We start from the raw sequence: 13,877 nt of genomic DNA, 5'->3' as shown, positions 1-13,877 counted from the left end.
CGACGCCTTGGCACGCCGGAGTACAGCTATTACTTCGTGCTCGAATCGTTTCACGCTGCCTTGGCGAAATTTGCCGACGTGCAGCCCATCCACTCGCCCGCGGAAGCCAACGCCGTATGGGTTGAATCCAGGGCTCGTCACGAAGACTGCCTGCTCTTGTCGTTCGCTCCGCCAAACAAGACCTTGCCGGGTGTGCAGTGCCCGACCATTCCCGTGTTCGCGTGGGAATATCCCAACCTGCCCGCCGCCGACGATGAAGAAAGCTGGCAGGACGATCCTCGGCATGATTGGCGGATGGTTTTATTGAAGTGCCGCGCGGCAATCACACTCTCCACGCATACAAAGCAGGCAGTAAGGGACAGCCTGGGCGATGCGTACCCGATCGAAGCCGTGCCCACGCCCTTGTGGGAAAAATTCGCGCTCTTGCGCCGCCGTGGCGTGCTGGCCCCCGATCGCGAAGCTGTCGACGTGTGTCTCAATACGCAGCTGGTCGACAGTAGCCTGCTCGGCCTCTCCGCCGATGGCCTGGTGACCGATCATCCTGACGATGGCACACCCGTCGACCCTGCAGTGGATGCGCTCCTGCCCGCGCTGCCCGCGCCTGCGCAGGACAGCTGGCGCGCGCCGCTGAGTGGATGGCGAAAAAACCATGAAGTGGTGGACACGAGCTTGCGCACAGGCAGCCCTCCGGTCGATGCCGGCTGGGATATTCCGCCACCGTTCGAGGTCAGCACACGACTATCGGGGGTGGTGTATACCGCCGTGCTCACGCCGTCGGATGGCCGCAAGAACTGGGAAGACATCATCACCGCATTTGGCTGGGCCTTCCGCGACGTCGATGACGCGACGCTGGTGCTCAAACTGGGCGGACCGGATCGATTAAAGCATCATCATCAAATGCTGATGTTGCTATCCAAACTGTCGCCCATGAAGTGCCGGATCGTTGCGCTGCATGGCTATCTCGAAGAGGATGATTACCACCAGTTGATCGGAGCCAGCACCTATTACGTCAACGCATCCCTGTGCGAAGGACTGTGCATGCCGCTGCTGGAGTTTCTCTGCTGCGGCGTGCCGGCCATTGCACCGGACCACACCTCGATGGCCGATTACATCAGCCCTGAATTTACCTTCGCGGTTGAAAGTGCCCCGAATCTTCCCACGGTGTGGCCCCACGGCGATCACCAGGTCTATAAAACCAGTCGCCACCAGATCAACTGGCACTCGCTGATGCTCGCCTACCGGCAGAGTTACCTCGTGGCCAAGACTGACGCAGCGGCTTACACCGCCATGTCTGAACATGCCATGGCCGCGATGCAGGCTTACTGCGCCACCGATGCCATCGCGCTGCAGCTTCAGCAGTTTCTTGTGGCGCGTCTGCATGATTTCAGCCTCCAAGAAGACCGGATGCGCTCGACGGCATTGGCGTCATGATCATCCTCGTGCACACGGCATTTCACGGCGGCAATGTCGCGAACAATCTCGGGCAACCGGAGTACAGCTACTATTTCGTGCTGCGCGAGTTCCGCCCGATGCTCGAACAGCTAGGTATCGTGATCGATATCCACGCCCCTGAGCGCGACGTGGACGTTATCTACCGGAACTGCCTGAAGCGTGGCGTGCCCTGCGTGTTTTTGTCCTTCCTGCCGCCGAACAAGACCCCCTTGGGACTCGCCTGCCCGACCATCCCCGTGTTCGCCTGGGAATATGCCGAGCTTCCGGACGAGGGTTTCAGCGGCAAAATGCGTAATGACTGGCGGCGCGTGCTCAAGCAGGTTGGCGCCGCCATCACCCATTCGACCTTCACCGTGGAAACAGTGAAACGTGCAATGGATGGCGCGTTCCCCATCATCGCTGCGCCTGCGCCGCTGTGGGACCGGCTTGTCGCGGGCAGGAACCGTGGCTTGCCGCCGGGCTCGCGTACCTCGCGCCTGCGCGTCGATGGGATGGTCATCGACAGCCGGCTTACCGACCTCAGCAACTATTCGAAGGCTAAGGAACTCGCCTGCGCGCCCGAGCCTCTTCCGCTGCCCGACGAACGAAGCGAAGGTATCTCGGAGCTCGAGCTCGATGGCATCGTCTATACCTCGGTATTCAACCCCGGAGACGGCCGAAAAAACTGGGTCGACATGATCAGCGCGTTCTGCGTCGCCTTCGCCCACACGGCTGATGCAACGCTGCTGTTGAAGCTCAGTCACCACGACATCAGCGAAGTCGTACCGAAGATGCTCGAGTGCATACACAAGGGCGGCCGCTTCGCCTGCCGGATTGTCATTGTTCACGGCTATCTTCGCCAGGACGACTATGACCGGATGGTCGATGCCACCACGTATGCGGTCAACACCTCGCACGGCGAAGGTCAATGCCTGCCGTTGATGGAATACATGTCCCGCGGCAAGCCGGCCGTTTCGCCTCGACATACGGCGATGCTTGATTACATCGACGAATCCAACGCGTTTATCGTCGACAGTTTCCTCGAACCGGGCACCTGGCCCCACGATATGCGGCAAGCCTTTCGAACCTTGCGTGAACACGTTCAGGTCCACTCACTGATCCAGGCCTATCGATCGAGCCATTACGTCGCCACACGGGAGCCGCAGACCTATCGGGCAATGGCCGCGGCCGCGCAGGAGTCGTTGCGAGCCCATTGTTCGCACGCCGTTGTCGGACCTCGTCTCGCCGAATTTCTGCAGACAGTCATTGCCGGGGATCCACAGCAGGCAGGGAGCCAGTCGGCCTTGTGACTACGCCAGTGGCGCCCGCCGTGGAGAAGGACAACCGTCGTATCGACGACATCGAATGGCTCCGCGCCGTCGCGGTACTGGGCGTGGTGGTGCACCACGCCCAGGGCAACCTGCTCAGCTGGAATCCAGCGTGGCTCAGGAAGTTGCTGAGCGTTGTCGACATGTGGTCCGGCGTCGACATTTTTTTTGCGATCTCGGGCTTCGTCATCGCGCGGAGTCTGCTGCCGAAACTGCGCGCGTGCCCGAGCGGGATGGGAAGGGCGAGTCGGCAAGTCGGCGCATTCTGGGTGGCGCGCGCGTTCCGGCTGCTGCCCTCGGCGTGGCTGTGGCTGGGGCTGATCCTTATCGGCGCCTGGCAGTTCAACCGGCTAGGCGCCTTCGGCAGCGTGCATACCAACGCCATGGCCGCGCTGGCGGGCGTTTTTCAGGTGGCCAATTTTCGTTTCGCCGACGCCTTCGCCAACTATCCCTATGGAGCCAGCTTCGCCTACTGGAGCCTGTCACTGGAGGAGCAGTTTTATCTGGTGCTGCCGCTGGTCGCCCTGTTGCTGCGACGCCATATTGCCTGGTTGCTGGTACTTGTCATTGTGGTGCAGGCGATCGTGCCGCGTACCTTGTTGACGATGTCGCTGCGCACCGATGCCCTGGCCTGGGGCGTGCTGCTGGCGCTGGCCAGCCACCTTCCGGTATTCGCCCGCCTCGAACCGCGCTGGCTGCATAGTCGACGTTGGCTACAGCGTGCGCTAGCGCTTGCGCTGGTGGTGGCCATTGCTGCCGTTTCCGCGCGCGAATCCCTCGCGATAGGGCAACGTGTCTCGCTGATCGCCGTGCTGGCGGTCATGCTTGTCTGGCTGGCCGCCTACAACCGCAACTTTCTCAGCGGACCCGACAGTTCGATCAAACGCTTCATGATCTGGACCGGCCAACGCTCCTATGCGATTTATCTTATCCATGTGCCCGCCTTCTTTTTCGTCAGAGAATGCTGGTTTCGCTTGACCGGAGCGCCAGCGCAGGGTGGATGGATACCGACCGCGCTGTTTACCATGGCGGCGGCGGCGCTCATCGCGTTGCTCGCGGAGTGCAACTTCCGAACAGTTGAACGGCCGCTACGCCGAGTGGGCCGGCGCATGGCCGCCCGCATCGCCAAACCGGCTGGTGACGTGGCGTGACCGGGCCCAGCCTGTACGATGCGTGATCCGATCCTCACCTGGGGCGGCTTGCATCCATGAATTGCCCGGTAAAAAATGAAATGAGCCTGCTGCGCGAGGTGCTCGAATGTCCCTGAGCCTGGGCCGTGCCCTTTGGCGTTATCGTGGGTTTGTTCTGGGCAGCGTCAAGCGCGAGTTCCAGGCACGCTACCGCAACTCACTGATGGGCGCCGCGTGGACGGTATTGCAACCGTTGGCCATGATCACCGTCTATACGGTGGTTTTTTCCCAGCTGATGCAGGCGCGATTGCCGGGCGTCAACGACCCTTTTGCCTACAGCATCTACTTGTGCGCAGGGCTGCTGACCTGGGGCCTTTTCGCGGAAATCGTGCAGCGCTGCCAGACCGTTTTTCTGGACAACGGCAACATGATCAAGAAGCTCAGCTTTCCGCGCATTTGCCTGCCGACCATCGTGGTGAGCAGCGCACTGGTCAATTTTGCGATCACCTTTGCCGTGTTTCTCGTGTTTCTGCTGATCACCGGCCATTTCCCCCACTGGGTGGTGCTGAGCATGATTCCGTTGCTGCTGTTCCATGTCATGTTCGCCGCGGGACTGGGCATTGCGGTGGGGGTTCTCAACGTATTTTTCAGGGATGTCGGACAGTTCATCAACATTTTGCTGCAGTTCTGGTTCTGGTTCACGCCGATCGTGTATTCCACCACGACGCTTCCCGCCGGCGTCAGGCCCTGGATCCGGCTGAATCCGCTGACGCCATTTGCGCAGGCCTATCAAGGCATTTTCGTTAATGGATCGTGGCCACAGTGGTCGACGTTGTGGCCAAGCATTGTGTTGGCCCTGGTGCTGTGTGCGCTGGCGCTGAGCCTGTTCCGCACGCGTTCGGCTGAAATGGTGGATGAACTGTAATGGGCGATATTGTCGTCAGCGATCTGGGCAAGGCCTACAAGAGTTATCCCAGTCAATGGTCACGCCTGGCCGAGTGGATCAATCCCTCGGGCAAGCCAAGACATCGGCTGCACTGGGTGCTGCGGGACATCAATTTCCACCTGCGTGCCGGCGAGGCCGTGGGAATTGTCGGAGCCAATGGCGCGGGCAAAAGCACGCTGCTGAAATTGTTGACCGGCACGACGCGGCCGACAAGCGGCCAGATTTCGGTCAGCGGCCGCGTCGCTGCGCTGCTTGAACTGGGCATGGGCTTTCACCCTGACTTTACGGGCCGGCAGAACGCCATGATGGGGGGCCAACTGCTCGGCCTCTCCGTGGAAGAAATCCTTCGATTGATGCCTTCTATCGAGGCTTTTGCGGAGATCAGCGAGTACATCGACCAGCCCGTACGCACCTACTCCAGCGGCATGCAGATGCGCCTGGCTTTCAGCGTGGCTACCGCGCGCAGGCCGGATGTCCTCATCGTGGACGAGGCGCTCTCCGTCGGCGACTCGTATTTTCAGCACAAAAGCTTCGAACGCATTCGCGAGTTTCGCCGGGCCGGCACCACGCTGATTATCGTTTCGCACGATCGCTACGCGATTCAGACGATCTGCGATCGCGCGATACTTCTGCAGGCAGGGCGGCTGGTCAAGGAAGGTCTGCCGGTCGACGTGCTCGATTTTTACAACGCCATGATGGCGGAACGCGACCAGCTGCTTGTGCGTCAGGAGAAACTGGCAGATGGTCGCATGAAAACCATCTCCGGCAGCGGCGAGGCAACCGTTGCCGAGGTCCGTTTGCTGAATGACAAGGGCGAGGCCGCCGACAGCGTCGAAGTGGGTGATGCGCTGGAACTTCAGGTGAGGGTTGCGATCAGGGCGCCGATACCGCGGCTGGTCCTGGGCTTCATGATTACCGACCGTCTTGGCCAGTGCATGTATGGCATCAATACGCATCGCCTTGAGCAGCCGCTGACCGACCTTTCGCCCGGTGAGGAAATTCTCTATCGCTATCGCTTTCCGGCGAACCTCGGAAAGGGCAGCTACTCCGTGTCATTGTCACTGTCACGCGAGGACTCCCACCTGGACATGAACTACGAGTGGCGCGACAACGCCTGCATGTTCCACGTATTCAATACACGCCAGGAAAATTTTGTCGGCGCCAGCTGGCTCGATGCCAAGGTCGATATCAGCCGTGCAGCGGGGCCCGATACATCCAGCTCAACGTTTCCTTGAGCGAATAAGAGGGAAGCGTTCCGATGCGATTCCGCAGGCGAACACTGCTGCCCTGCAGCCGCCGTACCTCGTTGCGGCGAACAAACGCCGGATTGACGCTGACCTCGATCGAATAGCCGGCTATTTCCTCCATTAGCGCGATCACTTCGCGCAGTGAATAGGTGGCGCCGGTACAGATATTGAACGTGTCGACGTCATTGTCGGTTTCAAGCAGGCGGCGATAAGCCCAGGCTACCGCGCGCACATCGGTGAACTCCCGCCAGACGTCCAGGTTGCCAAGCTCGATATGCCGCTCGCCGCGACGAAAATGATCCACGATTTTCGGGATGAGAAACTGCGGGCTCTGCCCCACGCCGGTGTAATTGAATGGTCGACTGAACAGCACCGGCAGACGCTCGGCCCAGGTCCTCGCCATGTATTCCATGGCCAGCTTGCTGACGGCGTAATCGTTGACCGGGGCCAGCGCGGTGAGCTCGTCCAGCGGCCCTGCACATCCCTTGGCATTGCCGTAGACATTCGCACTGCTGGCCAGCAAGACCCGCGACGGACGCACCGACAAACCCGCCAGCGCAGCGAGCAGGTTGCGCGTTCCCATGATGTTGGTGCGGTAGATCGCTGCCGTATCGCCGTGGGCGACAGAAGCGATGGCCGCCAGATGAACGACGGCCTGTGGGCGGATCTTTTCCACGACCTGCACCAAGGCGTCTGCGTCAAGCAGATCAACCAGGTCGTTCGTGTTGCCGCCCGCGGAGGAGGACAGGCCAAACACCTCATAGCCTGCATCCCTCAGCTCGGCGCCGACATAATGCCCCGTAAACCCTTCGAGGCCCGTCACCAGTACTCGTGCAGGATATCCCTCAGAACGAGAAGCCATGCTCGTTCCTGTGCAAGTCGGCGTCCACCATCATCCGGCAAAGCGACTCCAGCGAGGTCTGTGATGCCCAGCCCAGCTCCTCCTTCACCTTTCGCGCATCGCCAATCAGGAGATCCACCTCGGCGGGCCGGTAGAAACGGGGGTTGATCTGCACCAAGGTGCGGCCGGTTTTTGTATCTACCCCGATTTCCGCGAGGTTCTGACCTTCCCAGGCGATCTCGATATCCGCCGCGGCGAAAGCCATACTGGCAAAATCGCGCACCGTTTCCGTGCGCTGGGTCGCCAGCACGAAGGTGTCCGGCGCGGCGGCCTGCAGCATCCGCCACATGCCATCGACATATTCTTTGGCGTAACCCCAGTCGCGCCGGGCATCGAGATTGCCCAACTCCAGAACACCAAGCTTGCCGAGCCGAATCTTGGCCACCGAATCGGTGATCTTTCGCGTCACGAACTCCCGCCCACGCAGCGGGGATTCGTGATTGAAAAGAATGCCGCTGGCGCCGAAGATTCCGTAAGACTCGCGGTAGTTGACGGTGATCCAGTGGGCGTACAACTTGGCGACACCGTAAGGACTACGCGGATGGAAGGGCGTTTCCTCGTTTTGCGGTACGGCGTGAACCTTGCCGAACATCTCGGACGTCGAGGCCTGATAAAAACGTATGGTCGGATCGACGACGCGAATGGCCTCGAGAAGGTTCAGCGCCCCCACGCCCGTGATCTGCGCCGTCGTGACCGGCTGGTCGAACGACACGCCGACAAAGCTCTGCGCGGCGAGGTTGTACACCTCGCGGATCGCGTATTTGTCCAACAACCGGATGGCGGAGCCCATGTCATTGACATCGAATTCCACCAGCTGAAGCTGCGGGTGATCCGCAATGCCCAATGCTTCAACCCGCCAGAAATTGGTGGAACTGGTGCGACGATACGCACCCACCACGCTGTATCCCTTGCCGATGAGAAACTCAGCCAAGTAGGCGCCATCCTGCCCCGTAATACCTGTGATCAAAGCCGACTTCATCTAGCGCTCCCGCACCTTCTCAGTCCCGACATGTTACGGGGATGGCGGACGGTGTCCAATCACGCGTTAAGACCGCATCGGACAACGAGGCAGCTGCCCAGTGCCTCAATTGAGCTTCCACGGATCCTGCCATTGCGGATGGCTGCGCTGGAGAAGCAGGCTCAGCAGCTGATCCGTCGTCTCTCTCCAGCTGAGTACGGCGTCAGCCTGAGTCTGCATGACGGGGCGCGCCGTGGCGGCTGCCGATCGAAGGGCGTCAACGAGGGTGCCCGGTATTTCTGCGTCAAAGTACACGGCAAACGAGGAGGACACTTCGCGAAACACGGGAATATCGCGTGCAATGACAGGTAACCCTCTCTGCGCGGCTTCGACCAGCGGCAGCCCGAAGCCTTCGCCTTCCGAAGCAGCGACAAGCGCCCGCGCGACATCATAGAGCTTGGCGAGATAGTCGTCGCTGGCCTGTTCCAGCCACACGAGCCGGTTCCCTGCCAGGCTGTGCGAGCGCATCCTCGCTGCCACCTCCTCGGCCATCCAGCCTTGGCGCCCTACGACGACCAGGTGCACGGCAGAATCCTCTCGCCACAGCTCTTCGAAGGCGTCCAGCACCAGCGCGTGGCCTTTCCGCGGCTCGACGGTACCGACCATCAGAAAGGTTGGAACCGCACGCAGCCGGTTCAGAAGCTCTGTTGCGTCGACAGGCACACCCAAACTGGGGCGCGTCGAGGATGGGTCGCTGCCGGGATAGAAATAGCCCAAACGCAGATCGCATCGACGATTCGGCGGATGCGCGTCGAACCATCGACGCAGATCATCAGTGACCGACCTGGATATGCCGATGAGTGCATCGGCATATGCGCCAATACACTGAAGCCAGCGGGCGTGCATTTCGGCAATGCCGTCTGGAAAGCGCGCCGGCATGCGCACAGGCAGAAGGTCATAGACCACAAAAAAGATCCGGACACCGCGGACGCGCCAGGCATCAAGCAAGGCCGTCTGGGTTGGCAGGATATCGGCCACCCAGTCCAGCCCCAACAACAGGTCCCCTGATCGCGGCATCACTTCATCGTCCGGCAATTGGAGCGCGGGGTAGTCGAGCAGCTTCGGGCCGTAGCTATTGGCCTGAAGAAAGCGCCCGCCTTCCATCCGCACCGGCTGGACCCTGTAGTGCTTTTGCTCGATCTGCAGCAGCGACAGCAGTACGCCGCGCACGACCCGCTCTATGCCGGTATGCAGAACGCTGGACGCGGTGGCCGTGACGTCGACGTACAAGCTCGGCAAATCCACGCGTGGCAGGTTCTCCACAAGGCTCCGACGCATCCGGTGCCATTCGCCACTGCCAAAGGCGAATGCGTCGGACGTTCGCATTGCATCGGCCAGCAAACGCTGCCCGGAAGCCGCTGGCGCATCAAACATGAAATGCTCAATGGCATCGCGATAGCACAAGCCCACATCGGCGGGATGATGCTGGCAGTCGATCCAGTGTGCCGCCTCTGCCGCCAATTCCACGCGACGAGACGCATCTGCGCGCAGTGACTGCAATGCCGCCACCAGCTCTGCATCGCTGAAGCGATCGCTGATCTTCAGGGCAACGGTGTCAGGCAATTCGGCCGCAGAACCATGCGCATTGACGATGACAGGAAGCCGGTGGCCAAGCACGTCGAAAATGGCCGCCGACGTCTCTCCGCGAGAGTCCGTGCGCAACTGCACCGCGAGGTCGGCAGCCGCCAGGTAGTCGGCATAGGTATCGGCACTGGCAAAACCCGTAACGCGGATACGTCCGCCACCGCCGGACCGGATGGCCGCGGTCAGCGCTTCGCCGTAGCCACCTCCGTGGTTTTCACCGACAAAAACCAGATGGCAGCGAACATCGCTGGCGAGCGACGACTGCAGCCACGCCTGCAGCAGGCGATCGTTCAACTTGGTCGGTGCAAGCATTCCGAAACTGCATACGACAAACGCATCATCTGCAAGACCCAGCAGCCGGCGTGCTGCTGGCTGCGGGGAAAAGGTTCGTCCTTGAGGGAAAGGGACGATCCTGAATTTATCCGCGGCTTCTGGCCCAAAGAAACGGTCAGCCTGCTTTACCGAATAACGCGAGTGCACGATTACACCCAGAGAGCCTTCAATGACATCCCGATTGATCGGGTATGCATCCAGAGTCGACGAACGTCCGTATTGCAGGTCATGCGACAGCCCTGCATAGCCGTGGCTCTCGTAGAGCATTCTTAAAAAGGCGGCTGGCTCTCCCGCCGCATTCGCCATCCAGTTGCGCGCAGCGCCCAACCAAGAATCATGCAACACCACCACGCCCGGATGTTGCTCAAGCAAACCGAACATATGCGCATGGAACGGCGAATTGCCGAAGTGGTACAAAACCCGTGCGCAGGGATCTGCCTGCTGGGCAAACCAGAGCGCCGAACGGACCGGAAAGTTGGCCTGGATCCACGGATCGAGAACTTCCGCCTGATCAACCACCACCTCAATCGCATAGTGACTGGCCAGTTCACGCAGCAGACGGGCGCTATAGTCGGCGATCCCGGAGCGCGCTGGCGGCAGCGGCGAAACATAGATCAGCCGTGGGCGCGAACTGGCCTGAACGGCTGTTCGCGTTGAACGACTTGCAGACTGTTCAATCGCCACCAATGCCTTGCGCGCGCTGGCGGACCAGGTGAATTGAAGCGTCTGTAATTCGGAATGCGCTCTCAGACTATTGATGAAGCCACTGTCCGAGAGCGTCTGTTGAAGCTTGCTCGCTATCGCGCTCTGGCTGCGTGGATCGAACAGCGCATCTGGTCGACCCACTACTTCCGGCAGACTGGCGGCATCCGAACAGATGACGGCAGCTCCGCAGGCCATCGCCTCGAGCAGCGGAAGCCCCAATCCTTCATGCAACGAAGGCGAGATGAAAAGCTCGCAGCTCGAATACAGACTGGCCAGGTCGGCGTCATCCAGCGCGCCGGTGAATACAAGGCTTTCCGTTGGCAAGCGGCTGCGACGGCCTCCCTGGGACAGCCTTTTTCTGTCCTCATCGCTGCATCGTCCGGCCAGCACAAGCTGATGACTCGACCTCAAGGACGCTGGAAGATCGGCGAACGCTGCAATCAAAGCATCTACATTCTTGTGGCTGTCGAAGCCACCGGTATAGAGCAGGAAACGAGGTTGCAATCGCCACTTCTGCTTCCATCGAGCCCAGGTCACCGCATCGGCTGGACAACGGAAAAAAGCTGGATCAGCGGCACCCGACACGACGGCGATGTTGTCTGCCCGAATATGCAAATGCTCGACGGCCTCACGGCGGGACGATTCGGAGATCGCCAGCAGCAGATCGCACCGCTTCAGCAGACCCAGTCGTCGAAAATACCAGTCTCGGTATGATGGATTGTGCAGATAACGATGCGAATGCAGCAGCGGAATCAGGTCGTAGAGCGTGGCAATCTGTTTGACACCCAGCCTACCCGAGCCCAGCGCCGCCGTTGAATCGTCACCCCAGCCCTCGAACAGGCTGCTGTGCCAAATGCAGTCTGCCTGCAAGCTGTCCAGGGCGGCAGCGTGTGCGGCAGCGGCGATCTGCTGAGCTGGCCGGCTCCCGGGATGGAACCCCGCTATGCCAGCGGGCAGCTCGTTGATTACCATGCGCTGACGCGGGATAAACGCCTCGAACTGCTCGATCAATCCGAGCGACGTTTCGTCATCGCGTCCATTGAGCAGCAGCCACAGCTGGTGATGAGCGGCCTCTTCGGCAAAAGCTTTGGCCATTGATACCGTGTAGCGTCCAATGCCACGGTGCCGGCTGTTTGATTGTGCGCCCTGGAGGTCCAGCACGATTTTCATCGGTACCCTTTGGAAGTCCATGGAACGATCGGCGACGTCTTGTCGAGAATGACTGCGCTGCACGGTGGCAACCATGTTGGCCGCCTGAAGGTCAATTTACGGATAAAGCCTGGAGCGGACACGCGCATGGAGGACTGGCGAAATGCGCAAAAATACGGGGCCCAAACGCATGCGACGTATCGGCCAGCGCAAAACGGCAAAGATGGCGGGTTTGACGCGCCGAACCAACGTCGAAAAGTTGCGCAGCGGGGCGGTAATGCGCCAGGAGCGACTGGCTTCCATGAAAGCGCATCTCGCGGCAAGTTCGATCACCGTATGATTTTGACATTGCAGCGACGTCTGGAGCGCATGCAGGCGCTCCAGACGGCTATCGTTGACCAGCAGCAATGCATCGTGCTGGTGGGCAAGCCGTTCAAGGCGCCCTTGCATGACAGTGCAGTCATGCTCCACCTGCACCAGACGGCTGAGCCTCTGGTTGGCGAGCGCCCTCCAATCCAAGACGTACGCCAAGTCCGCCCCTGACGTTGCGCTCCCGGATATCGCGGCATGCTCTTCACTCATGATTCGATCCATTATGTGTGGGGCAAAACAACGTCGCATCGGCGTCCGCACAAGCCATCGGACAACACCAGACGGCTGCAACCTGCCAAGCAACGAAACTGCCTTCGGCTCATGCCATCACGTCGCGCCCAACACCAGCGCATCGCAGTCGCTCGGCCATGACGCCCATGCAGGCATCGACAGAAAAGTCGCGCGCCATATCTAGTGCGGCCTGTGCGCCAAGGCGCTTTGCCAGCACTCGATCATAATGCAGGCATTCGAAATGATGTGCCGCGTGAATCGGATCCGGATCAGCCCACTGTTGACCCTGCGCGTGAGGGTAGTCACCTGGCTCGACGGGAATCATCTGATAATTCACAAGGCAGCTGTTTGATTTTGTCATGAACTCCATGTTGCCCGAGTAAGCCGTTGCCACCACCGGCTTTCCCATGCACATGGCCTCGGCAATGCCCAGTCCAAAACCTTCGCTGCGATGGAGCGAGACGTAGACATCGACACAGCGGTGCAGCGCCTGGAGATCAGCGCGCTCCAGCATGTCATCGCGGACGACGATACGCCGATCCACCGATGCCGCCGCCAACAACTGCATCAGCTGCGGCGCATGACGGTGTCCGTTGCTGGATTTGATCAACAGCGTTACTTGTTCGTTCCCACGGGGAAAAGCGCGGCAAAAGGCCTCGATCACCGCGTGGGGATTCTTTCGCGCAATGGTTGAATTGAAATCAAATGCGCAAAAATAGATGTAGTTGTCCTCTCGAAGGCCAAAGTGACGCCGCTGCAGGCCACTATCCGGGCCGGGCACGACGGGCAAAGGCACGCGCGTCACCGGCTTGTTGCAAACCCGGCGAATGGACTGCTCCACAAACGCCGAAGACACCATCACTTCGTCAACATCATCCAGCGCGTGCAGCCAACCGTCAGGGAAATTCTCCAGTTCCCAGAACCAAAACCCGATGACATGGTGCTTCGACTCAGCATTGCGCCCGATGCTGGCCTGGGTATCTTCCCAATGATCGGGATTGACAAAGATAAGATCGCGCGTAAACCGCGCCGTTCTGCCGAGGTGGGTGGCTAGCGTGTGGTCATTGCGCTCATGCGGTATGTCGATATCGACATCGTGGATGGCTACGGGATATCCCGATGCAAGCATGGCATTGGCATAAAGCCTTGCGCATTCTCCAAGGCCAAGCCAGCGGGAAAAATAACCGTACAGGTTAATACCTGCCCCACTTTCATAACTCCATTGGTTGGGCGAACCTGCTGAAATCGGTGCTCGCGCCAATGTTGAGCATTCAATCCAATCGCCGGTCCGCCGGAATCGGAGCGTATTCCCCGCCGGTCGCTCCAGCGCCTGCCGCACCCAGTCTTTGAAGGAAAAAGGCAACATCCGGCGTAATGGCGCAATCAAAGCGCTTGACGCCGCGCGAATTAGCAGCGCTACCAATGCGGAAACTATCGATTGGCTTCGTGTGAAAGGCACGCTACCTCAGCAAAATTGAAAATTGGAGCACTGCACGCATTAC

The 13,877-nt window shown here is 60.1% G+C and carries 10 protein-coding genes; 5 read left to right on the top strand and 5 right to left on the bottom strand.

Going from position 1 to position 13,877, the window contains the following annotated elements:
• Nucleotides 1-60: 60 nt before the first annotated feature.
• From ACDK93_RS04210 to ACDK93_RS04190, 5 genes are all read left to right on the top strand, one after another.
• Nucleotides 61-1,431 (top strand): glycosyltransferase, encoded by a 1,371-nt coding sequence (locus ACDK93_RS04210; RefSeq protein WP_458071341.1) that lies wholly within the window; start codon nucleotides 61-63, stop codon nucleotides 1,429-1,431.
• Nucleotides 1,428-2,741, top strand: a complete 1,314-nt coding sequence (locus tag ACDK93_RS04205) for a glycosyltransferase (RefSeq protein ID WP_458071340.1) — start codon at nucleotides 1,428-1,430, stop codon at nucleotides 2,739-2,741. Before ACDK93_RS04210 ends, ACDK93_RS04205 begins: the two co-directional genes overlap by 4 nt.
• Nucleotides 2,738-3,910: an acyltransferase family protein gene (locus tag ACDK93_RS04200; RefSeq protein WP_458071339.1), complete on the top strand. Its 1,173-nt coding sequence runs from the start codon at nucleotides 2,738-2,740 to the stop codon at nucleotides 3,908-3,910. Before ACDK93_RS04205 ends, ACDK93_RS04200 begins: the two co-directional genes overlap by 4 nt.
• 106 nt (nucleotides 3,911-4,016) lie before the next feature.
• The gene (locus ACDK93_RS04195) at nucleotides 4,017-4,814 is read left to right on the top strand and encodes an ABC transporter permease (protein ID WP_458071338.1); all 798 of its coding nucleotides are present in this window, start codon (nucleotides 4,017-4,019) and stop codon (nucleotides 4,812-4,814) included.
• Entirely contained in the window at nucleotides 4,814-6,070 is a 1,257-nt protein-coding gene (locus ACDK93_RS04190; protein ID WP_458071337.1) for an ABC transporter ATP-binding protein, read from the top strand. Before ACDK93_RS04195 ends, ACDK93_RS04190 begins: the two co-directional genes overlap by 1 nt.
• Here the strand turns inward: ACDK93_RS04190 and ACDK93_RS04185 are convergent.
• The 5 genes from ACDK93_RS04185 to ACDK93_RS04165 form a co-directional block, all read right to left on the bottom strand.
• A complete protein-coding gene (locus ACDK93_RS04185) occupies nucleotides 6,024-6,944 on the bottom strand; it encodes a GDP-mannose 4,6-dehydratase (protein ID WP_458071336.1) in 921 nt (306 codons plus the stop codon). The genes ACDK93_RS04190 and ACDK93_RS04185 overlap by 47 nt on opposite strands.
• Nucleotides 6,928-7,962, bottom strand: a complete 1,035-nt coding sequence (gene gmd, locus ACDK93_RS04180) for a GDP-mannose 4,6-dehydratase (protein WP_458071335.1) — start codon at nucleotides 7,960-7,962, stop codon at nucleotides 6,928-6,930. The genes ACDK93_RS04185 and gmd overlap by 17 nt, the downstream gene beginning before the upstream one ends.
• A gap of 105 nt (nucleotides 7,963-8,067) precedes the next feature.
• Entirely contained in the window at nucleotides 8,068-11,868 is a 3,801-nt protein-coding gene (locus ACDK93_RS04175; RefSeq protein ID WP_458071334.1) for a glycosyltransferase, read from the bottom strand.
• A gap of 21 nt (nucleotides 11,869-11,889) precedes the next feature.
• The gene (locus ACDK93_RS04170) at nucleotides 11,890-12,354 is read right to left on the bottom strand and encodes a hypothetical protein (RefSeq protein ID WP_458071333.1); all 465 of its coding nucleotides are present in this window, start codon (nucleotides 12,352-12,354) and stop codon (nucleotides 11,890-11,892) included.
• A gap of 109 nt (nucleotides 12,355-12,463) precedes the next feature.
• Nucleotides 12,464-13,834 carry a glycosyltransferase family 4 protein gene (locus tag ACDK93_RS04165; protein WP_458071332.1) on the bottom strand — a complete coding sequence of 457 codons (1,371 nt, stop codon included), beginning with the start codon at nucleotides 13,832-13,834 and terminating at the stop codon, nucleotides 12,464-12,466.
• Nucleotides 13,835-13,877 lie beyond the last annotated feature (43 nt).

The organism is Rhodanobacter sp. BL-MT-08, assembly GCF_054161255.1.
This window is presented reverse-complemented; position numbering and strand designations above follow the sequence as displayed.

Bases quoted from the DNA above. Each gene is read 5' to 3' on its own strand.
- ACDK93_RS04205 (WP_458071340.1), top strand. From the start codon at position 1,428: ATGATCATCCTCGTGCACACGGCATTTCACGGCGGCAATGTCGCGAAC.
- ACDK93_RS04195 (WP_458071338.1), top strand. From the start codon at position 4,017: ATGTCCCTGAGCCTGGGCCGTGCCCTTTGGCGTTATCGTGGGTTTGTT.
- ACDK93_RS04190 (WP_458071337.1), top strand. From the start codon at position 4,814: ATGGGCGATATTGTCGTCAGCGATCTGGGCAAGGCCTACAAGAGTTAT.
- ACDK93_RS04185 (WP_458071336.1), bottom strand. From the start codon at position 6,944: ATGGCTTCTCGTTCTGAGGGATATCCTGCACGAGTACTGGTGACGGGC.
- gmd (WP_458071335.1), bottom strand. From the start codon at position 7,962: ATGAAGTCGGCTTTGATCACAGGTATTACGGGGCAGGATGGCGCCTAC.
- ACDK93_RS04175 (WP_458071334.1), bottom strand. From the start codon at position 11,868: ATGGTTGCCACCGTGCAGCGCAGTCATTCTCGACAAGACGTCGCCGAT.
- ACDK93_RS04170 (WP_458071333.1), bottom strand. From the start codon at position 12,354: ATGAGTGAAGAGCATGCCGCGATATCCGGGAGCGCAACGTCAGGGGCG.